Source organism: Streptomyces sp. NPDC050263 (genome assembly GCF_040655955.1).
Taxonomy (GTDB): domain Bacteria; phylum Actinomycetota; class Actinomycetes; order Streptomycetales; family Streptomycetaceae; genus Streptomyces.
On the sequence record NZ_JBFAKW010000036.1, the window covers coordinates 38,035 to 59,577 of the forward strand.

Below are 21,543 nucleotides of genomic sequence, written 5' to 3' on the forward strand. Positions count from 1 at the left end.
GATGTATGCGGATGTATGCGGATGTCAGAAGGAGGGACGGCAGCCGATGCTGGGAGCGATAGGGCTCGACGAGACGCATGAGTCGGCGTACCGGGCACTGGTGTCCGTGGGCGCCGCCGACGTGCCGGATCTCGCACGCCGGCTGACGCTCGGCGAGAACGACACGGAACGTGCGCTGCGTCGGCTGGAACGGCACGGGCTCGCCGCCCAGTCCTCGGGCCGCCCCGGCCGCTGGGTCGCCGCGCCTCCGGGCGTCGCGCTGGGCGCGCTGCTCACCCAGCAGCGTCACGAGCTGGAGAAGGCGGAACTGGCGGCGGCCCTGCTCGCGGAGGAGTACCGGGCGGCCGCGGCGGAACCCGCGGTGCACGATCTGGTCGAGGTGGTGACGGGCGCCGCCGCCGTCGCCCAGCGTTTCCTGCAGATCCAGCTCGGGGCGAGCGAGGAGGTGTGCGCGCTCGTCAGCGGCACCACGGTGGCCGTGACCGGCAGCGAGAACGACGCGGAGGAGCGGGCGGCCGCCCGCGGGGTGCGCTTCCGCGTCGTACTGGAACGGGCCGTGCTCGACCAGCCGGACGGCATGACGGAGCTGACCGCCGCGCTGGGCCGGGACGAGCAGGTCCGGGTGGTGGACGAGGTCCCGACGAAGCTGGTGGTCGCCGACCGCTCGCTCGCCCTGGTGCCGCTGACCGGCCGCTCGGCGGAGCCCGCCGCGCTGGTGGTGCACGCCAGCGGGCTGCTGGAGTTGCTGTCGGGCCTGTTCGAGTCGGTGTGGCGGGAGGCGCTGCCGCTGCGCCTCGGCGCGGCCGGCGTCGCCGAACAGGACCCTGACGGCCCCGACGCCGCCGACCTGGAGATCCTGTCCCTGCTGCTGGCCGGGATGACGGACGCGAGCGTCGCCAAGCAACTCGACCTGGGACTGCGGACCGTGCAGCGCCGGGTGAAGAGACTGATGGAGTTGACGGGAGTCACGACCCGACTGCAATTGGGCTGGCACGCGTACGAACGCGGCTGGGTGACCCGGGAGCGCTGACGGCACCGGCGCGACCCGTCCGGCCGCACCTCTTGACCTGCGTGTTCTCTCCGACTCGGGCACCCTGGGCAGATGGGAGTGTGGGAACTCCTGCTGGTCGGACTGGTCATTCTGCTCGGCCTGTGCGGAGTGCTGGTGCCCGGCGTGCCGGGATCGTGGCTGGTGTGGGCCGCGGTCCTGTGGTGGGCGCTGGAGGATCCGCGGCCGGTCGCCTGGGCCGTGCTGGTCGGCGCCACGGTGGCCCTGTTCCTGTCCCAGGTGGTGCGCTGGGCCCTGCCGCCCCGCCGGCTGCGCACGAGCGGCGCGACCCCTCGGATGGCTGCGTACGCGGGGCTCGGCGCGCTCCTCGGCTTCGTCCTGCTCCCCGTGGTCGGCGCGATCCCCGGCTTCATGGGCGGCATCTACCTCTCCGAACGCCTCCGCCTGGGCCGCCACGGCGAGGCCCGGGCGGCCCTGCGCACGGCGATGCGCTCAGGCGGCTGGAGCGTCCTGGCGGAACTGTTCACCTGCCTGCTGATCGCGGGGGCGTGGCTGGGGGCGGAGATATGGGGCTGACGCCCCTTGGCCACGCCATCCGGCGACACTCGCCCCAGCCGACGGAAACCGCGTCGGAACCCGTATTCGACGACTGTCAGGTCGCGTCTGTCCGGAGCGCCCCCTCCAGGGTCAGCAGCCGCACCTTGCGGTCCAGGCCGCCCGCGTAGCCCGTCAGGGAGCCGTCCGCGCCGATCACGCGGTGGCAGGGGCGCACGATCAGCAGCGGATTCGCGCCGATCGCCCCGCCCACGGCCCGGACGGCCATCCGCGAGGCGCCGATGCGCGCCGCGACCTCGCCGTACGTCGTGGTCGCCCCGTAGGGGACGGAGTCGAGGGCGGCCCACACCCGCTCACGGAAGGCGGTGCCCTCGCTGCGCAGCGGGAGCCGGAACTCCTTCAGGTCGGCGGCGAAGTAGGCGTCGAGCTGCTCCTCGGCGGCGCGGAAGGGGCCGGGGTCGTGCAGCCGGCCCTCCCGGACGGTCCGTCCGCCCTTCTGACCGGGCACGGACAGGGAGGTCAGCGCTCCGTCGGGGTCGGCGGTGAGCAGCAGGGACCCGAGCGGGCTCGCCACGCTGGTCCAGTACGTCCGGCCGTGGGTCGGGTCGTGGTTCGGGTCGTGGTTCGGGGAGTGGCGCAGGCCGACGGTCGGGTCGACGGCCTGGTCGTGGGTCAGGTCGTGGGTCAGGTCGTCGGTCATCGTTCCTCCGCGGCGTGCAGGTGGTGCAGGGCATAGGTGCGCCAGGGGCGCCAGGTGTCGGGGACGTCCGCGCCGGGCGGCGCGACGTCGGGGTCGCCCAGGGCGCGGGCGCGGATCGCCGCAACGGTACGCGCGTCCAGCCCGGGCAGCGCGAGCAGCGCTTCCTGGGCGTCGTCCCGGTCGATGCCCGGGTCCAGCCGGACGGTGCCGTCGGCGAGGGCGGCGGCGAGCGCGCCCAGGGGGGAGTCGGGCTCGGACTCCGCCAGGACGGCCGGCTCGGGGAAGAGGTGGGTGAGGGTGCCGCAGGGCGCGTCGAGGGCCTTGCCGTAGGCGCGGACGAGCCGTTCCGCCTCCGCCCGCCCCACCAGCGCCCGCACCGCGTGCTCCTCCGGGTCGGCGGCCCCCGGCGCGCGCAGACCGGGCCGGACGGCGACCAGCGGGGCGAGCCGTGGATCGGCGCCGAGCCGCTCGTCGACGGCGTACGGGTCGGCGTCGAGGTCGAACAGCCGTCGCAGCCGCTGGACGGCGGTGGTGAGGTCACGGAGGTCGGTGAGGTGCAGCCGGGCGTCGAGCCAGCCTCCGGCATGGACGGCCGAGACCGCCCGGCCGGGGTCGCCCGCCCGCTCGTCGACGGCGACGATCCCGCTGCCGTACGGCAGCCGCAGCGTACGGCGGTAGGTGCGCCGGCCGACCGGGCCGCTCATCTCCTCCACCCCGGCCACGGCCTCCCGTCGGAGCAGATCGAACACGGTGCCCGCGTGGTAGGGGCCCCGGTGGGCGAGCCGCAGCGGGATACCTGCGGACGGCGTCGCGCGGCGGCGGGCGGCGCGCGCGGCGGCCCGCAGCTCGGTCGGGGTCGCCGCGTACACGGCCCTGACGGTGTCGTTGAACTGGCGCACGCTGGCGAACCCGGACGCGAAGGCGATCTCGGTGACCGGCAGGGCGGTGGTCTGGAGCAGGACCCGCGCGGTGTGCGCGCGCTGGGCCCGGGCGAGGGCGACCGGTCCCGCGCCGAGCTCGGCGGTGAGCTGTCGCTGCACCTGGCGGGCGCTGTAGCCGAGCCGTACGGCGAGCCCGGCGACGCCCTCCCGGTCGACGACTCCGTCGCCGATCAGCCGCATCGCCCGGCCGACGACGTCGGCGCGCACGTTCCACTCCGCCGAGCCCGGCACGGCGTCCGGACGGCACCGTCGGCAGGCCCGGAAACCGGATCCCTGGGCGGCGGCGGCCGTCGCGAAGAAGCGCACGTTGTGGCGTTTCGGCGTCACGGCGGGGCAGCTGGGCCGGCAGTAGATGCCGGTCGTCTCGACGGCGAAGAAGAACTCGCCGTCGAACCGGGCGTCCCGGCTGCGGACCGCCTCGTAGCGGGTGTCCTGGTCCGCCATGGGTCCCGTCCTCAGCCCTGTCGTCAGTCCCGTCATGGGTCCCAGTGTTCGCCCGCCGGAGAGACCGTGCTAGCGGAAATCGGACGTGACACTGGTACGGGGTGGGGGCGGGGGGCAGGGGCAGGGGCGAGTGAGGTTGTTACCGGTAACCGGTAACCGGTAACCGGTAGCCGGTAACCGGTAGCCGGTAACGCACGATTACCTCACTACCCGGCGAATCCCCTACCAGGAAAGCCCGCCACCGGGTTGCCCGGGAGGAGCGGGTCGCCAGGGCCCCCGTCCCCGTTTCGCCTCGCCCGCCGCCTTCCCCTCCGCCTGCTTGCGCTTCCATTCCTGGCGGACGCCGGCACGCATGCGGGCGTCGGACTTGGCGACGATCCACTGGTTCTCCCGGACGAGCTTGCGGTAGCTCTCCAGCCGTCGCAGGGGCAGCTCCCCCTCGTCGACGGCTGCCAGCACCGCGCATCCCGGCTCGGACTCGTGCGCGCAGTCGTGGAACCGGCAGTCCCGGGCGAACTCCTCGATCTCCGAGAAGACCTGTCCGACCCCGCCGCCCGCGTCGTAGAGGCCGACGCCGCGCAGCCCGGGCGTGTCGATGAGGACGCCTCCGCCGGGCAGCGTCAGCAGGTTGCGGGTCGTGGTGGTGTGCCGCCCCTTGCCGTCCATGTCACGGGTGGCCTGCACGCCCATCACGTCCTCGCCTACGAGCGCGTTCGCGAGCGTCGACTTGCCCGCGCCGGACGCGCCGAGCAGCACGGAGGTACCGCGCCCGAGGAGTGCGGCGAGTTCCTCGACTCCCTCGCGCTCGTCCTCCCGGGCGCAGACGGTGAGCACGGGCACGCCGGGCGCGCTGGTCGCGACGTCCTCGACGAGGTAGGACAGCGCGACCGGGTCGGGCACCAGGTCGGCCTTGGTGAGCACGACGACGGGCTGGGCCCCGGACTCCCAGGCCAGGGCGAGAAACCGCTCGACACGGCCGAGGTCGAGTTCGACGGCCAGGGACATCGCGACGACGGCGTGATCGACGTTGACGGCGAGGATCTGTCCCTCGGACCGCTTGGAGGAAGTGGAGCGGACGAAGGCGGTACGGCGCGGCAGAAGTGTCCGCACGTAGCGCGGATCGGCGCCCTCGGGGTCGACGACGACCCAGTCCCCCGTGCACACGACCTTCATCGGGTCCCGGGGCACGACGAACTCGGTGTCGGCCCGGACGGTGCCGGCCTCCGTGACGACATCGCACAGACCGCGGTCGACGCGCAGGACACGACCGGGCAGGAGACCCTGCTCGGCAAAAGGAGCGAAATCGGTTTCCCAACCCTCGTCCCAGCCGTAGGCGGCGAGAGGGTGCGACGAAACCGAAGAGGAGGAGAAAGACAAGGAAAACCCTTCACAGGGGGCAGCCCGGCCATTGCTCACATAATCGAAACCCACGCACGCACGAATACCCGAAAGCGGTTACGCACGCGCAGCAGAAGAAGTGGTCAGCCGGAGACCGCGGAGGTGGAGTGAACGAACGTCTCGTCGCTGCGCACAGCGACCCTCATGGCGACAGTCATCGGTCACACCTCCCGTTCCTCATACGACTGACAGCGGCGGCCGTCGGCCCCGCTCAAGACTCACTCAGAGTACGGACGCCCGAAGCCGGATGCCACCGAATTCCGGCTCCGGGGCGGACGAACGAGCGAAGCATGCGAACGCGAGGGCGGAAGCAAGGGCAGGGGCAGAGGCAGAGGCAGAGGCAGAGGCAGAGGCAGAAGCAGAGGCAGAAGCAGAAGCAGAGGCAGAGGAGCAGCCGGGAAGAAGCAACGGGACAGCGAGACAACGGGAGGCAGCGCCGACACCGGTCGACCCTGCCTCCCGCGTTTCCGATGCTCCGCGTCTTCCTCCGTCCGCGCCCGACTTCAGCGGCCGTGGCCGCGGCTATGGCTGTGGCTGTGGCTGTGGCTGTGGCTGTGGCTGTGGCTCAAGAGTTCGTGCACGCCTGCCCGTTGAGGGTGAAGCCGTCCGGTGCGGAGTTCTTGTCCTGCCAGGAGGCGAGGAAGCCGAAGGAGAGGGTGCCGTTGGCCGCGACGGACCTGTTGTAGTCGGCGGCGGTCGCGGTGACGCGGGAGCCGCTCTGGGCGAGGCTCGCGTCCCACATCTGGTCGACCCGTTGGCCGTCGTGGAAGGACCAGGCCACGCGCCAGGCGTCGAGGGCCTGGACGGTGGTGACGGTGACGGTCGCCTGGAAGCCGTCCGGCCACTGGTTGACGAGGTCGTACTGGACCTCGCAGGCCGCCCCGCCCCCGCCCCCGCTCCCGCCGGTTCCGGCACCGGTGCCGGCAGTGGACGAGGATGTGCCCTGGGGCTCGGGATCGGGCTTGCCGGAGTCGGCGCTACCGCTCGCCTCCGGCGTGCCGCTGGTGGAGGGCCCCGGCTCGGAAGCGGACGATGTGGCGGAGGCGGCGGGAGTGGCGGTCGGCAGGGAGACGCCGGGGCCGGCCACCGGGCTGCTGTCCGTGGGGCCGCTCTGGGCCACGGTGTCGCCACTGCTGCCGCCGGGCATCATCGACACGGCGAGCGCCAGCCCGGAGACGAGGACGGCGGCGACGAGAAGTCCGTTGCGCAGCACGCGTGCCCGCCCGGCGGCGGCCCGGGCGGCGGTGCCCTCGGGGTCCGGCGCGTCGGGGCGTCCGGCGCCGAGGCGCACCTCGGCGGCCCGGCGACGGCGCTCGAGGTAGGCGAGGCCGCCCCAGCCGATCACGCCCTGGGCGAGCGCGGCGGGCAGCCCGCCCCCGTGCAGCCGCAGACAGGCCGCGGCCTCCGCGCACTCCACGCAGGTGGCGAGATGCCGGGAGAGGTCGGCGGGCGTGTCGGCCGCGGGCGAGCGGGTGACGGCGTCCAGGAGCCGGACGTAGCTGCGGCACTCCGCGTCCATCGGCGTGTCGAGATGGTTGCGGTGGCAGCGGTCCCGGAACAGACCGCGGACCTGGTTCAGCTCCTCCACCGCGGCGGTGGGGTCCAGACCCTGCCGGCGGACCACGGCGTGCAGCGGCAACGCCTCCACCTCGGCCAGCCACAGCAGGGCGGCGTCCGGTTCCTGCATGTCACGCAGGCCGCGCAGGGCGATGGGACGGCTCAGGGGCGGTCCGACGTACCGTGCGGCCTTGCCGGAGTTCAGCCACAGGCGGAGATCGGGGTCGAGTCTATGGCCGTGTCCCTGGGCCTCCCAGGCGGCCGCCGTGCTGCGTACGGCGGTCAGCAGCAGGGGGATCCGGGGCAGCCGGGACGAGCGACGGCCGGCGCCGCGCACGGTATCGTCCTCGGCGGCGCGGGCCTCGCGTATGCCGAGTGCGAATGCCTCACGGGCCAGTTGGTTCGCCGCGGTCGAGCCGGACGTGCAGAGGTCGGCGTACGACAGGACGGCGTCCCAGCACTCGGAGAACAGCGCGGCCTCGGCGGCGTCCTTCGGGGTCGGCAGGTCGGGCATGGGTCTCCTGCATCCACAAGCGAGGTCAACTCACCATGACGGCAATGGAGTTGGGGGGAACCTCGCGGCAGGGGCAGAGCTTTTCACGTTTCCAACACAACTGACAAGCGCCCTGTTCAGATGTCATGTCAAGACAGCAGAACAGGACAGCGGAACAGCACAACAGGGGCGGCCGCGCCCAGTACTCCAACCTTCTGTACGGACGCGGACCGCGCTGCGCTCAACGCCGGCACCATGTTTCGACACCGGCTCGGGGACGCGGGGACCGTACGGTCGCCGCGTCCCGGGCTATGCGGTCGCCGCGTCCTGGGCCGGAAGGCTGTCCATGAAGGAGCTCACGGAGAAGACCGCGCGGCCGGGTCCGGGCGGGCCGTAGCCGGGCGGCGAGGAGAGCCCGAACTCGTCCATCGTGGCGCGGTAGGCCTCCAGCAGCCGGATGTGGTACTCCAGCGGCGCACCCTGCGGGTTGGCCTTGCCGAGCGGGGTCGTGGGCTCCGGGCACCAGGTGGTGAAACGGGGCGTGATGCCCTGCGACATGAAGAACCGCAGTCCCTCCGTGGTGGAGGCGATGGCCTCGTCGACGGTCGTGAAACCGAACGGCTCGGCCATCTCCACCCCCGCGACGAAGTTGGGGATGACATTGCGCGCACCGAAGATCTCCGCCGAGTCGAGGATCCGCTTGTGCCACTCGTCGCGGCCGACGTAGCGCTCCTTGCCCGGGCAGTACAGCTCGAACAGTCGCCGGTCCCACACCTCGTAGTTGGGGTGGTAGATCTGCACCCCGTAGTCCTTGAAACGCTGCACGTCGTCACGGGGCAGCGCCTGGGCGACGACCTTGCCGATCCAGCGGCCCGGGAAGCGCTCCTCGATGGCCTTGGCGTAGTGGCCGTAGAAGTCGGCCTCGTCGCGTCCGGCGACGGTCTTGGTGATCGCGCCGCCGGTGAGCGTGTAGGCGGTGGACGCCCGCTGGGTGTCGTACCGGTCGATGATCTCCAGCGCTTCGAGGACCTCTTCGACGTCCTTCACTCCCGTGTAAGGCCGGCCGGCCGCCTTGTGCTGGCGCCAGTTGTGGTTGATGTCGCAGTACTGGCACTCCTCCTTGGCGCCGAAGTACTGACACACGCGGAAAACGGTGAGATAGATGAGATAGCCCCACTGGATGGTGGGGGCGACCTCCATGACGGATTTTCCGTTGGAGAGCTTGTGCCGGTAGTACTCCGGCATCGGCGGCACACCGACGTCGGCGATGCGCTTTCCGTCGAGATAGAGACCGAGCAGGCCGTCGCCGTCCGCCGCGACCCGATACGGCGAGGACGGATTCACGCGGACCGACACGACCGTGCGCCGCAGGTCGTACGGGCCGCCGGTGAGGATGATCTCCTCCGGCGGGCGGCGCAGCGCGGCCTCGCCGAGCTCGGGCAGGGTGCCGTGGTCGAAGGAGAAGATGAAGTACGACTTCGGTTTCACCTCGCCCGACTCGTTGTCGCTGAGGGCAAAGGGGTCGAAGGCCACACCTCCACGCAGCAGGTCCTCCTTGAAGACGGCCTCCCGCGGAACATGCGGAAACCGCTCCATCAGATCCTCGACCAGCGCGGTGCGGCTGCCCATCCGTCTCTCCTCCCGGCTCTGGCCTCCCGGCTCAGGCGTACGACTCCTCACGGTATGCCCCCGGCGGCACTCGGGTGGGGGCGGGGGGCCTCGTGTTGTCGGCAAGGTAGGTTCCACCTGGGAAATCCAGGTTCTCGATCTCTTCGGGAGGGCGAGCAGTCTCATGACCGAAACCGTTTCCAACTGGGCCGGCAACATCACCTTCACCGCCAAGGAACTGCACCGCCCTCACTCTCTCGACGCGCTCCGCTCGCTCGTGGCAGGGAGCGGGCGGGTGCGGGTGCTGGGCAGTGGGCACTCGTTCAACGAGATCGCCGAGCCGGGCGGCGACGGGGTACTGGTGTCGCTCGGCGCCCTGAGCGATGACGCAGGCGTCGAGGTCGACACCGCGGCCCGGACCGTGCGGGTAGGGGGCGGGATCCGGTACGCGGAGCTGGCGCGCCGGGTGCACGCGCACGGGCTGGCGCTGCCGAACATGGCCTCCCTGCCGCACATCTCGGTCGCCGGGTCGGTGGCGACCGGTACGCACGGGTCGGGCGTCGGGAACGGCTCGCTCGCCTCCGCCGTTCGGGAGGTGGAGATCGTCACCGCCGACGGCTCCACCGTCGTCGTCGGGCGCGACGACCGGCGGTTCGACGGTGCCGTCACCTCGCTGGGCGCCCTCGGCGTCGTCACCGCTCTTGTCCTGGACCTGGAGCCCGGCTACGGGGTCGAGCAGCATGTGTTCACCGAACTGCCGCTGGACGGGCTGGACTTCGACACCGTCGCCGGGGCGGCGTACAGCGTCAGCCTGTTCACCGACTGGGGTGCTCCCGGCTTCCGACAGGTGTGGCTGAAGCGGCGCACGGACGAGCCTCTCGCCGACTTCCCGTGGGCCGCTCCCGCCGTGGAGGCGCTGCATCCGGTGCCCGGGATGCCCGCGGTGAACTGCACCGAGCAGTTCGGGGTGCCGGGGCCGTGGCACGAGCGACTGCCGCACTTCCGGGCCGAGTTCACCCCGAGCAGCGGGAGCGAACTGCAGAGCGAGTACCTGCTGCCGCGTCGGCACGCCACCGAGGCGCTGTATGCAATCGACGGTATCCGGCAGACGGTCTCCCGTGTACTGCAGATCTGCGAAGTCCGGACCGTGGCCGCCGACGAGCAGTGGATGAGCCCGTCCTACGGGCGGGACACGGTGGCGCTTCACTTCACCTGGATCGCGGACACGATCGCCGTACTGCCGGCGGTACGGGCGGTGGAGGCGGCGCTGGAGCCCTTCGAGCCGAGGCCGCACTGGGGCAAGGTGTTCGAGACGCCGGCCGGCGTGGTGCGCGCGCGATACCCCCGGATCGACGATTTCACGGCCTTGGCGCGAGTGCTGGACCCGGCCGGGAAGTTCACCAACGCCTTCGTCCGGGATGTCCTGGAGAGCTGACTCGGGACCGTTTTCCCTCAACTTTCGCCCGACTTTATAAAGCCCCTTTCCTAACCCCTTGTCGAACGGTGTGGCACCCCATAGCCTGACGCGGCGCCGGTGCCGTCGCAGAGCGGGCCCGCCCGGCACGGAAGGGACGGCAGGGATGAGGGGGCACGTTCCATGAAGCGCGGCACATCACGCGACATCCGCACCGCGAACCGCTACGAGGTGCTGCGTCAGATCGTCGCCGCCTCGCCCACCTCCCGGCAGGAGCTGGCGGCGGCAACCGGTCTCTCGCTCGCCACCGTCGCCACCCTCGTCGGTGAGCTGCTCGACCTCCGCATGATCACCGAGGTCGGGTTCGAGGACTCGGCGGGTGGCCGCCCCCGAGGCCTCGTGGCCGTCAACGCGTCGGGGGGCGCGTTGATCGGCGTGGACATCGCGGAGACGTACGTCCATGTCGAGCTGTTCGATCTCGCGCTGAACGTGCTGGCGCGCGCCGAGGAGAACATGCGGCCCGGCGAGAGTCGTCCGGAGCAGGTGGTCGCCCATGTCGCCGCGGCCGCCGGTTCGGTGGTCGCGCAGGCCGGGGTCGAGGCCGCCCGCGTGCTCGGCGTCGGGGTGAGCGTGCCGGGGCAGGTGGACCGCGCCACGGGCATCTCCGAGTACGCGCCCAACTGGGACTGGCACGATGTGCCGTTGCTCGACCTGCTCTCCGAACACATCGCGTATCCGCTCTACTTGGACAACCCGCTGCGCGCCGGCGCGATCGCCGAGCTGTGGTTCGGGGCGGCGCGCGGGCACCAGGACGCGGTGGTGGTCAACCTCGGGACCGGCGTCGGCGCCGGGCTGGTGCTGGGCGGCGGACTGCACCGGGGGGTCAGCAACAGCGCCGGCGAGTGGGGCCACACCACGCTCGTGCTGGACGGCAGGCTGTGCCGCTGCGGCAACCACGGCTGCGTGGAGACGTACGTCGGGGCGCTCGGCATCATGCAGAACCTCCGCGAACTCAGCCCGCGCAGCCCGCTGTTGCACCCCGAGGACCAGACCGCCACGATCGACGCCCTGGCCGCCGGGGTCGCCGCCGACGAGCCCGTGGCCGTCAAGGTCGTACGGGACACGGCCCGTTACCTCGGCGCCGGCATCGCCAACCTGGTGAATGTGCTCAACCCCGAGGTGGTCGTGCTGAGCAGCTGGGTCGCGGCCCGGCTCGGCGAACCTCTCCTCGACGAGGTGCGCGAGGCCGTCGCCCGCCACGCGTTGAAACGGCCGCTGGCCGCCAACCGGATCGTCCTCTCCCCGATCCCCACCGACCCGGCCTGCCTGGGTGCGGCGACGTTCGCGCTCGAAGGGGCGCTGCAGTCCGTCGGGCAGAGGAACGCGAAACGCGACATCCCCGCACGGGTGAGGAGCCGTACCGCACCGCCCTCATGAGCCGACCGGCCGCACCGTCTGCACCACGCCCGGAAGGGAGGCAGTTTTGACGCGCACCGACAGGCACGACCGGCACGACCGTTCCGTCCGCGCCCCCGGCGCGAGCAGCGTCACCACCGCGGCCGACACGGCCGGCGCGGCCACCCATGGCGACGTGGCGGACTTACCCCACACGACCGTCGTAACCGCTTACGCGATCACCGGCAACGGGTGTTTCACACTGGGGAGTTCAGGGCGGTCCCCGACAGCCGGATCCACCGGTGCGGCCCCAGCTGCGGCCATCGATGACACCGCCGCAAACGCTACCGATACCGCATCCGGTGAAACCGCTCGGCGCCGGCCGATGAACACCGGCGGCCGGATCGTCGGCGCTGCATTTGGCATGCACCCGGACGCCTACGGTCACACGATCTTCGACGCCGCCGCGCCGCGCGCGACCGTCCACAGCTCGAAGGCGATCCCCCGCAACTGTGCCGCCGAGGCCGAAAAGGCCCGGGTCAGGCAATAGCCGTCCAGGGTTCACCCCTTGGACCGAGGGCCGCCGGCCCCTGACACCGGCGGCCCTCAACCCTCCTCAGCGCAGCAGCGTCACCCCGTCCACAACCGCTCTGCACACACGCCGCAACCCCCGCCCGTTCGCCATCCCGAACCGATCACAACGCTTCGAACAGGCTTCGCCCAACCCCTTGCCGAAGCCTTAGCCGAAGGTTAACGTCCCGCTCCGCAGCGCCATTTGAGCCACCCGGCGCTGAAGCGCTTGAGCCACAGCCGTACTCGAGACAAGGACGTCACCATGTCGGCAATGAGCAACAGCAACTGGTCCCGCCGATCCCTCTTCCGCGCCGCCGCGGGCATGGCCGCGGCCGGCACCCTCGCCGCATGCGGTGGCAACAACGGGAGAAGCAGCGGCGGTTCGGGCAAGAACCTCGTCCAGTACTTCCACGCCTACGGCGAGGCAGGCACCGAGCAGGCCATCAAGCGGTACGCGAAGGCCTACAAGGACGCGAGCGTCACCACGCAGTGGATCACCGGCTCGAACTTCGAGAGCAAGCTCTTCGCGTCCCTGCTCACCGACAACGCGCCCGACCTGTTCGAGTTCCACCCGCAGATCCAGCTCGTCGAGAGCGGCCAGGTGGCGGACCTGACGGACCTCATCGAGCCGGTCAAGGACGACTTCAACCAGGCCGACATCCAGTCGCACACGGTGGACGGCAAGATCTACGGCATCCGGATGATCGACGACCCGCAGTTCTTCTTCTACCGCAAGTCTTTGCTGGAGAAGGCGGGCGTCGAGCCGCCGCAGACTCTCGACGAGCTGCTCGAGGCCGCCGCCAAGCTCACCACGGACAAGGTGAAGGGCGTCTACCTCGGAAACACGCTGCAAGCGGTCATCCGCCCGATGATCTGGGCGGCCGGCGCCGACACCCTCGACGACAACAACAAGCCCGCCTACCACACGGACGGCGTCGTCGCCGGCCTCAAGCAGATGCGCAAGCTGTTCACCAGCGGCGACCTGCTTCTCGACGCCCCGGCCGACTACTGGGACCCGTCCGCACTGGTCCAGGGCCTCACCGCCATCCAGTTCTGCGGCATGTGGGCGATGCCCGCCATGCAGAAGGCGCTCGGCGACGACCTCGGCATCTTCGCCTTCCCGAAGGTCGGCGACGCGGGCAAGCCTTCGGTCTACAACGGCGGTTGGTCGATGTTCGTCAACGCCAAGGGCGACAAGGTCGACGAGGCCAAGGAATACGTGAAGTGGCTGTGGATCGACCAGAAGGAGTACCAGGAGGACTGGGCCCTCTCCTACGGCTTCCACGTCCCGCCGCGCACCTCGATCGCCGCGTCCGCCGAGAAGCTCAAGTCCGGCCTGCCGGCCGAAGGCGTCAAGCTCTTCACCGACTACGGACACTTCGACAAGATCGGCTGGACCCAGGCCATGATCAAGGCGACGGAGGACGTCTTCGCCGACTCCGTACGCAAGGACGGTGACCCGGAGGCCTCACTCGACAAGTGCGACAAGGCGGTCGACGCCGAACTCAAGAAGCTGTTCGGATAGGCCGGCGGACGGACCTCGACATGTCGACGACCACCAAGCTCGACCTCGAGCGCCCCGCCCCGGCCAAGTCCTCCAAGGCCAGACCGCGGCGGGGGCTGCGGGGCAGTGCCACCTTCAACTTCTGGCTCTTCACCGGGCCGTTCCTCATCGGCCTGCTCGTCTTCGTCTATGTCCCGATCGGCTGGAGCCTCTGGCTCAGCTTCTTCGAGGCCCGCTTCACCGTCACTCCCAGCACGTTCGTCGGGTTCGACAACTACCGGTTCATGCTGGAGAACCAGAACTTCACCGGCGCTCTGCTCACGTTCACCGTTTTCGCCGCGATCATCGTGCCCACCACCTGGGCGCTCTCACTCGGCCTGGCGCTGATGGTGAACCGGCTGCGCTTCATGCGGGCGTTCTTCCGGTCGGTCTTCTTCCTCCCGACGGCGTGCAGTTACGTAGCCGCTTCCCTCGTGTGGAAGATGTCCATCTTCAACGGCGTCCGCTTCGGTCTCGCGAACACCGTGATCGGCTGGTTCGGCGTCGACAACATCGCCTGGCTCGCCAACCCCGACCCGCCGTGGTACTGGCTGGTCATCGTCAGCGCGAGGCTGTGGCTGCAGTCCGGTTTCTACATGATTCTCTTCCTGGCCGCGCTGCAGAACATCCCGGACGAACTGTACGAGGCGGCCTCGCTCGACGGTGCCAAGCCCGGCTGGCAGACCTTCTGGTACATCACGCTGCCGCAGCTGCGGGCGACCTCGACGGCCGTCATCCTGCTGCTGCTGATCGCCGCCTACCAGGCCTTCGACGAGTTCTTCAACCTGCTGTCGAAGACCACTTGGGGGCGGCCACCGCTCGTCGAGCTCTACTACACCGCCCTCGGCGACAACCAGGACTACGGCGCGGGCAGTGCGGGCGCGGTGATCCTCACGTTGCTGATCGTCGTCATCACCCTGTTCCAGGGCAAGATCATGGGATTCGGAAGGGGTGACGAGTCCAAGTGACCACCACCGTCGCCAAGGCGCAGGACGCCGCGCCACGGCAGTCGCCCACACCCCGCGGCAACCGGCGCGGTGCAGTGATGAACTCCGTCGGCCTGTACATCGCGGTCGGCATCGCCGGGCTTCTCTTCCTCGTCCCGTTCTACGTACTGATCCGCAACGCCTTCTCCACAGACCCCGAGATCACCGGAGAGGAGTGGAAGTTCTTCCCCACCGACATCCAGTGGGGCAACATCACCGAGCCCTTCGACGATCCGACGGTCGACTTCGGCCAGGCGATGGTGAACTCGCTGATCGTCGGTGTCCTGCACACCGTCGGCGTCCTGCTGGTGTGCTCGCTGGCCGGCTACGGACTGGCGCGCATCCCGTTCCGGCACACCAACAAGGTCTTCTACGCCGTCCTGTTCACCCTGATGGTCCCCACGGCGGTCACGTTCGTGCCCGGGTTCGTGCTGGTGTCGTCCCTCGGCTGGATCGACTCCTACCGCGGTCTGATCATCCCGGGCCTCTTCAGTGGTTTCACCTGCTTCCTGTTCCGGCAGTACTTCTTGGGGTTCCCCAAGGAGCTGGAGGAGGCGGCACGCGTGGACGGACTCGGTTACTGGGGCTCCTACTGGCGGGTCGTCGTGCCGAACTCGCTGAACTTCTTCGCGGCGATCGCCACGATCACGTTCATCAACGGCTGGAACTCCTTCCTCTGGCCCCTGGTCATCGGCCAGGACCCCAGCGCATGGACGGTGCAGGTCGCGCTGTCGTCGTACATGACCAACCAGACCGTCAACTACCACCTGATCTTCATGGCCACGGCCATTTCCATCCTGCCCCTGTTGCTCGTGTTCCTCTTCCTCCAGCGCTGGCTGGTGCAGGGGATCGCGCAGACCGGCATCAAGGGCTGAGCTAGGAGACAGATGTCTTTCCGCACCACCTCCCCCGCTCTCGGATCCCCTCGGGCGGGGGAACCTGGATCCATCGGTTATGTAGAGGACGTCTCGCCGGGCAACGGGGCTCTTCCGCCGCGCGCCTGGTACGCGTCGTCGGACGCGAAGTCCCTCTCCCTCAACGGACGTTGGCGGCTGCGGGTGTCGGCGACGGCCGATGCCGAGGACGACTCGTTCGCGGAGGAGGGGTACGACGCCGGCGGCTGGGCGGAGGTGACCGTCCCGGGTCACTGGGTTCTACAGGGTGACGGCGCCTTCGGCTCGCCCATCTACACCAACCACCTCTACCCCTTCCCGGTCGACCCGCCCCGGGTCCCGACCGAGAACCCGACCGGCGACCATCTGAGGGTCTTCGACCTGCCCGAGGGGTGGACCGACGCTTCACAAGGCGGTTGCGAAAGCGGTTCCGAGGGTGGCTTTGAAAGCAGCTCCGAAGGCGTTTCCGAAGGCGGTTTCGTTCTCCGTTTCGACGGTGTCGAGTCCTGCGCGCGCGTCTGGCTGAACGGCGCCGACCTCGGCGAGTTCAAGGGATCCCGACTCCAGCACGAGTTCGCGGTCGGACATCTGCTCAAGCCGAGCGGAAACGTTCTCGCGGTCCGTGTCCACCAGTGGTCGGCGGGTTCGTATCTGGAGGACCAGGACCAGTGGTGGCTGCCGGGCATCTTTCGTGACGTCACGCTGCTGCACCGACCGGCGGGCAGCGTGCTCGACTTCTTCGTGCACGCCTCGTACGACCATGTCACGGGGGAGGGCGCCCTGCGCGTCGACTCCGACGTCGACGGCCGGGTGACCGTGCCGGCTCTCGACATCGATGTCGCGACCGGAGAAACGGTTACGGTACCGGTTCGGCCGTGGACGGCGGAGACGCCCACCCTGTACGACGGTGAGCTGGTGACGGCGGGCGAGCGGGTGCCCCTGCGCATCGGTTTCCGTACCGTCGAGCTGGCGGACGGTCTGATCAAGGTCAACGGCCGGCCGATCCTCTTCAAGGGCGTCAACCGCCACGAATGGCACCCGGAGACGGGCCGCGCACTCGACCTGGAAACGATGCGCGAGGACGTGCTGCTGATGAAGCGGCACAACGTCAACGCCGTCCGCACCTCGCACTATCCGCCCCACCCGGCCTTCCTCGACCTGTGCGACGAGTACGGGCTGTGGGTGATCGACGAGTGCGACGTGGAGACCCACGGATTCGTCGAGCAGGACTGGCGGGACAACCCCGTCGACGACGACCGCTGGACCCCTGCCCTCCTCGACCGCGCCGCGCGGATGGTCGAACGGGACAAGAACCACCCGTCGGTCGTCATCTGGTCCCTCGGCAACGAGGCCGGCACCGGGCGCGGCCTGACCGCGATGGCCGAGTGGATCCATGGCCGTGACGCCTCGCGCCTCGTGCACTACGAGGGTGACGTCAACTGCCGTGACACAGACGTCTATTCACGCATGTACGCCTTCCACGAGGAGGTCGAGCGGATCGGCCGGGGGCTGGACGGCGGCACGCTCAGGCGACGCGAACTGCCCTTCATCCTCTGCGAGTACGCCCACGCGATGGGCAACGGACCCGGCGGACTGGCCTACTACCAGCGGATCTTCGAGGCGCACGACCGCCTCCAGGGCGCGTTCGTCTGGGAGTGGATCGACCACGGCATCAAGCACCCGAAGCTGGGTTACGCCTACGGCGGCGACTTCGGCGAGGAACTGCACGACGGAAACTTCGTCTGCGACGGCCTGCTCTTCCCCGACCGCACCCCGTCCCCCGGCCTGGTCGAGTTCAAGAAGGTGATCGAGCCGGTCGCCCTCGACGGCTCCGACGGCGGCACCGTCCGCGTCACCAACAAGCAGGACTTCGCCGACCTGTCGGCACTGGCCTTCACATGGGCGTTCCAGGTGAACGGCGTGAGCGTCGACTCGGGCGGCCTCGCGGTGCCGGCGCTCGCGGCGGGCCGGTCGGCCGACGTGAAGCTCCCTGAGCCGCCGGCCGACACCCCGGCCGGCGCGGAGACGGGATGGACCGTCCGGGCCGTACTGGCCGAGGACACCGACTGGGCGCCTGCGGGGCATGTGGTGGCGTGGGGACAAGTGCCCGTCGCCGTGCGGGCGTTGCCGTCGGTTGCCGCAGCCGTCGAACCGGTCGTCGGTGAGCGGCTCATCACCCTGGGCCCGGCCTCCTTCGACGCCCGCACGGGCGAGCTGCGCAGCATCGGTTCGGTGGCGGTGACCGGGCTGCGCCTGGACGTCTGGCGGGCTCCTACCGACAACGACGACGGCGCGCCCTGGCAGTCGGACGTCCGGCACGGCATCCTGTGGCGCAAGCTGGGCCTGCACCGGATGCGGCACCGCCTGGACGCCGTCGAGGCCGGGGCGGACGCGCTGACGATACGGACCCGGGTGGCGCCGGCCGCCTGGGAGATCGGACTGTCGACGGTATACAGGTGGACGTCGGACGGAAACCGTGTACGGCTGACCGTCTCCGTGACCCCCGAAGGCGACTGGACGGTGCCGCTCCCTCGCCTCGGCGTCCGCTTCGGACTGTCCGAGGCCGACCGGGTGACGTGGTTCGGCGGCGGCCCCGGCGAGGCGTATCCGGACAGCAGGACATCGTCTGCGGTCGGCCGCTGGCAGTCGACGGTCGACAGTATGCAGACGCCGTACGTCCGTCCGCAGGAGAACGGCGCCCGTGCCGACGTCCGCTGGGCAGAGCTCGGCGGGCTGCGCGTCGAGGGCGACCCGGAGTTCTGGTTCACCGCACGGCGCTGGACGACCGAGCAGTTGGACGCCGCCCGGCACCTGACCGACCTGGTCCCGGGCGGGACGGTGTGGGTCAACCTCGACCACGGTCAGCACGGCGTCGGCTCCCAGTCCTGTGGCCCCGGCCCGCTGCCGCAGTACTTCCTGAACGCAGCGAGCGCCGAGTTCTCGTTCGTGTTCACTGCAACTGATTGACCGTGCGCTCGATCGGCGTCGCTCGACCGACACCGATCAACCGACTCGGACCACCGATTAATCGATTGACCATTTGATCGACATTCCGACACGGTGACGACGTCTCCCGCGGCCGGCCGGCCCCCAGCCGGCCGGCCGCGCTTCACTGGAGGTTGAACGAGTGATCGGCAGCATCGAGGTGCACGGCCTGTCCCGCACCTTCCACACCACCGTCCGCCGGCCCGGCCTCGTCGGAGGCCTGCGCTCCCTGGTCAACCCGGAGCGGGTCGCCAAGCACGCCGTCCGCGACATCTCCTTCGACGTGTCCCGGGGCGAACTCCTCGCCCTGCTGGGCCCGAACGGCGCCGGCAAGTCCACCACCATCAAGATGCTGACCGGCATCCTCACCCCCACCTCCGGCGAGGCGCGCGTCGCGGGTGTGGTGCCGTACCGGGAGCGGGAACGCAACGCCCGTAACATCGGCGCCGTGTTCGGGCAGCGCACCCAGCTGTGGTGGGATCTTCCGGTGCGCGAGTCGTTCGCGATCCTGCGGGACATCTACGAGGTTCCGAAGGCCGAACACGCCATCCGACTGCGGGAGTTCGACGAACTTCTCGAGCTCTCCACCTTCTGGGACACCCGCGTGCGGCACCTCTCCCTCGGCCAGCGCGTGCGCTGCGATCTCGCCGCGGCCCTGCTCCACGACCCGCCCGTCGTCTTCCTCGACGAGCCGACGATCGGGATGGACGTGGTGGTGAAGGAGCAGGTCCGCGAGTTCCTGCGCCACCAGGTCGAACAGCGGGGCCGCACCGTCCTGTTGACCACGCACGACATGACGGAGGTCGAGCGGCTCGCCGAGCGCGTGGTGCTGATCAACCACGGCCGGCTGGTCCTGGACGGCACTCTCGACGAGATCCGCCGCAAGTTCGGCTCCACCTGGCAGGTGCGGGCCACCCTCGCCGATCCGCACACCGAGGTCGTGGCACTGCCGGGAATCACGCTGCTGCGACACGAAGGCTCACGCGTGGTTTTCGGTCCGGACGGATCCGGCGCGCCGACGGTGCATCAGGCGCTGAAGTCGGTCATCGAACGGTACGAGGTCACCGACATCGCCCTGGACGAGGCCGAGTTGGAGGACGTCATGCGGGCCGCGTACGTACAGGCCGGGGACGCCTGATGACGGTCCTGCACGCCTGGCGGGCCGCCCGTGTCACCCCGCTCGGCGAGCTGCACACACCGCCCCGGATGACCGCCGCCCTGCTGCGGCTGGCAGTCCAAGTGGTGCTGGTGGCGTCCCTGTGGCACGGACTGTACGCGCACACCGGCACTACCGCCGGAATGACCCGCGACCAGGCGGTCACGTACGCCGTACTCGCTGTACTGGCGTCCCGTCTGCGGGAGTTGGACCAGTACGCGGCCCGGGACACCGTGATCCAGCACATGCACTTCGGAACCATCGTCTACTGGTACCTGCGCCCCCTGTCGCCCCAGCGCTACTACGCCCTGCGCGCCCTCGGCGAGCAACTGTACGGATTCGCCTGGGCGTTGACCGGCTACGTGGTCTGCCTCGCCGCCGGAGTGGTGGAACCGCCTGCCTCGGCGGCCGTGGCAGGCGTGTTCGCGCTGAGCCTGCTGCTCGGTCAGTGGGTCCTGTACTACGTGATGTTGGCCATCGACCAACTGTGCTTCTTCACCCTGCGCAACAACGCCGCGATGCTCATCCTGCTCTTCGCGCAGAATCTGCTGTCCGGGGTGTACGCACCGCTGTGGTTCTTCCCCGACTGGTTCGTCACTCTCAGCGGTTTCCTGCCCTTCCAGGCCACGCTGAGCGTGCCGCTGTCGCTCTATGTGGGCCGCATCCCGCTGGCGGACGCCGGCCCCGCGTTGCTGGTGCAAGCCGCCTGGGTGGTGGCGCTGGCCCTGTTCACCCGGCTGGTGTGGCGACTCGCCGCCCGGCAGGTCATCTCACAGGGAGGCTGACGCTCTTGAAAGCCATACGCCTCGCATGGCGGATCACCCGTCTCAACTTCCGCGCCCAGCTGGAATACCGTTCCGAGTTCCTGATGATGGTCGCGATCGGTGCGGTCTGGCAGGTCTCGGTGATCGTGTTCGCGACCGTACTGCTGACCCGGTTCAGCGGGATGGGCGGCTGGGACAGCTCGGACGTGCTGCTCATCCCGGCGACCCGGATGCTCGCCCATGGTCTGTTCGTCCTCTTCCTCGGACGCGTGCACGGAATCGGTTACTTCATCCAGGAAGGCAAGATCGACGTCTGCCTGGTGCGCCCGATGTCCGTCCATCTCCAGGTCCAGTTGCGCATGTTCCCCACGAACGCCATCGGAGACCTCACGGTCGCGGTGGGTCTGATGGTGGGCGCGCTCAGCCGCAGCAACCTCGACTGGACGGCGAGCCGGACCTCCTACCTCATCGCGGCCGTGCTCGGCGGCATGCTCCTGGAGGCGGCCCTCTTCACGGCGCTCGCCTCCGCAGCACTGCGTTTCCCGGCCGCCGACTACTGGGGCCGCTGGCTGGAGGAACTCCTCGGCACGTTCGGCAGCTATCCGCTCAACGTGCTCCCCAAGGGGGTGGGCGGCCTCCTGACGTACGGCCTCCCGCTCGCGTTCGTCGCGTACTTCCCGGCCGCCGTCCTCACCGGCCACGGCCACGACACCGGCGTCCCCTACTGGCTGGCCGCGGCCTCCCCGCTGCTGGGCCTGCTGGCATACCTCGGCTCACGGCTGCTCTGGCGGTGGAGCCTGGGGCACTACACGGGGGTGAACGGATGACACCCGTAGTGGACGCGTACGGAGCCGGCGCAGGGACCCGGCCTCCGGACCGCTTCGCTCAGATCACTCCCGTCGGCCGGGATCATCGTTGATGCCGTCCACGTGACCCACCCCACCAGCGCTCTGATCTCTGCCTTCGGTGTCCTTGCCACCATGGTGCTGCTCACCGGCTCCGTTCGTGAGTGGCGTTCCGGAGCATCGGCTCTCTGGACCGTGGCTGGAGGCGTGCTCTTCCTGATCGCGTCCTACGCGCTTGTCCGTGACGTGCGACGCCTGCGCACAGCACGGGCCGCTTGACGGGC

General features: G+C 69.9%; 17 protein-coding genes. 12 read left to right on the forward strand and 5 right to left on the reverse strand.

Going from position 1 to position 21,543, the window contains the following annotated elements:
• The first annotated feature begins 46 nt into the window (after window positions 1–46).
• Window positions 47–1,030, forward strand: a complete 984-nt coding sequence (locus AB0J04_RS18565; RefSeq protein WP_363169542.1) for a helix-turn-helix domain-containing protein — start codon at window positions 47–49, stop codon at window positions 1,028–1,030.
• Window positions 1,031–1,102: 72 nt separating this feature from the next.
• Window positions 1,103–1,585, forward strand: a complete 483-nt coding sequence (locus tag AB0J04_RS18570; protein WP_363169543.1) for a DUF456 domain-containing protein — start codon at window positions 1,103–1,105, stop codon at window positions 1,583–1,585.
• A gap of 76 nt (window positions 1,586–1,661) precedes the next feature.
• On the opposite strand, the gene AB0J04_RS18575 is transcribed toward AB0J04_RS18570, so the two are convergent.
• From AB0J04_RS18575 to AB0J04_RS18595, 5 genes are all read right to left on the reverse strand, one after another.
• A complete protein-coding gene (locus AB0J04_RS18575) occupies window positions 1,662–2,264 on the reverse strand; it encodes a methylated-DNA--[protein]-cysteine S-methyltransferase (protein ID WP_363169544.1) in 603 nt (200 codons plus the stop codon).
• Window positions 2,261–3,649: an AlkA N-terminal domain-containing protein gene (locus tag AB0J04_RS18580; RefSeq protein WP_363169545.1), complete on the reverse strand. Its 1,389-nt coding sequence runs from the start codon at window positions 3,647–3,649 to the stop codon at window positions 2,261–2,263. Before AB0J04_RS18580 ends, AB0J04_RS18575 begins: the two co-directional genes overlap by 4 nt.
• Before the next feature lie 222 nt (window positions 3,650–3,871).
• Window positions 3,872–5,026 (reverse strand): ribosome small subunit-dependent GTPase A, encoded by a 1,155-nt coding sequence (rsgA, locus tag AB0J04_RS18585; RefSeq protein WP_363169546.1) that lies wholly within the window; start codon window positions 5,024–5,026, stop codon window positions 3,872–3,874.
• 586 nt (window positions 5,027–5,612) lie between these two features.
• A complete protein-coding gene (locus tag AB0J04_RS18590) occupies window positions 5,613–7,118 on the reverse strand; it encodes a cellulose-binding domain-containing protein (RefSeq protein ID WP_363169547.1) in 1,506 nt (501 codons plus the stop codon).
• A gap of 288 nt (window positions 7,119–7,406) precedes the next feature.
• The gene (locus AB0J04_RS18595; RefSeq protein WP_363169548.1) at window positions 7,407–8,726 is read right to left on the reverse strand and encodes a radical SAM protein; all 1,320 of its coding nucleotides are present in this window, start codon (window positions 8,724–8,726) and stop codon (window positions 7,407–7,409) included.
• 163 nt (window positions 8,727–8,889) lie between these two features.
• Here AB0J04_RS18595 and AB0J04_RS18600 point away from each other — a divergent pair, with 163 nt between their 5' ends.
• The 10 genes from AB0J04_RS18600 (at window position 8,890) to AB0J04_RS18645 (ending at window position 21,241) form a co-directional block, all read left to right on the forward strand.
• Window positions 8,890–10,140 carry an FAD-binding protein gene (locus tag AB0J04_RS18600; RefSeq protein WP_363169549.1) on the forward strand — a complete coding sequence of 417 codons (1,251 nt, stop codon included), beginning with the start codon at window positions 8,890–8,892 and terminating at the stop codon, window positions 10,138–10,140.
• A gap of 162 nt (window positions 10,141–10,302) precedes the next feature.
• Window positions 10,303–11,556 carry an ROK family protein gene (locus AB0J04_RS18605; RefSeq protein WP_363169550.1) on the forward strand — a complete coding sequence of 418 codons (1,254 nt, stop codon included), beginning with the start codon at window positions 10,303–10,305 and terminating at the stop codon, window positions 11,554–11,556.
• A 46-nt stretch (window positions 11,557–11,602) separates the two neighbouring features.
• Complete coding sequence (locus AB0J04_RS18610; protein ID WP_363169552.1) at window positions 11,603–12,064, forward strand: hypothetical protein; 462 nt, start codon at window positions 11,603–11,605, stop codon at window positions 12,062–12,064.
• 285 nt (window positions 12,065–12,349) lie between these two features.
• On the forward strand, window positions 12,350–13,612 hold the full coding sequence (locus AB0J04_RS18615) for a sugar ABC transporter substrate-binding protein (RefSeq protein WP_363169553.1): 1,263 nt from the start codon (window positions 12,350–12,352) through the stop codon (window positions 13,610–13,612).
• Between the two features lie 20 nt (window positions 13,613–13,632).
• On the forward strand, window positions 13,633–14,598 hold the full coding sequence (locus tag AB0J04_RS18620; protein WP_363169554.1) for a sugar ABC transporter permease: 966 nt from the start codon (window positions 13,633–13,635) through the stop codon (window positions 14,596–14,598).
• A 77-nt stretch (window positions 14,599–14,675) separates the two neighbouring features.
• Window positions 14,676–15,491, forward strand: a complete 816-nt coding sequence (locus AB0J04_RS18625) for a carbohydrate ABC transporter permease (RefSeq protein ID WP_363169574.1) — start codon at window positions 14,676–14,678, stop codon at window positions 15,489–15,491.
• Between the two features lie 12 nt (window positions 15,492–15,503).
• Entirely contained in the window at window positions 15,504–18,476 is a 2,973-nt protein-coding gene (locus AB0J04_RS18630; protein WP_363169555.1) for a glycoside hydrolase family 2 TIM barrel-domain containing protein, read from the forward strand.
• Window positions 18,477–18,636: 160 nt separating this feature from the next.
• On the forward strand, window positions 18,637–19,632 hold the full coding sequence (locus tag AB0J04_RS18635; protein ID WP_363169556.1) for an ATP-binding cassette domain-containing protein: 996 nt from the start codon (window positions 18,637–18,639) through the stop codon (window positions 19,630–19,632).
• The gene (locus tag AB0J04_RS18640; RefSeq protein ID WP_363169557.1) at window positions 19,632–20,435 is read left to right on the forward strand and encodes an ABC-2 family transporter protein; all 804 of its coding nucleotides are present in this window, start codon (window positions 19,632–19,634) and stop codon (window positions 20,433–20,435) included. Before AB0J04_RS18635 ends, AB0J04_RS18640 begins: the two co-directional genes overlap by 1 nt.
• Window positions 20,436–20,440: 5 nt before the next feature.
• Window positions 20,441–21,241, forward strand: coding sequence for an ABC-2 family transporter protein (locus AB0J04_RS18645; protein WP_363169558.1), 801 nt, complete (start codon window positions 20,441–20,443; stop codon window positions 21,239–21,241).
• The last annotated feature ends 302 nt before the right edge of the window (window positions 21,242–21,543 follow it).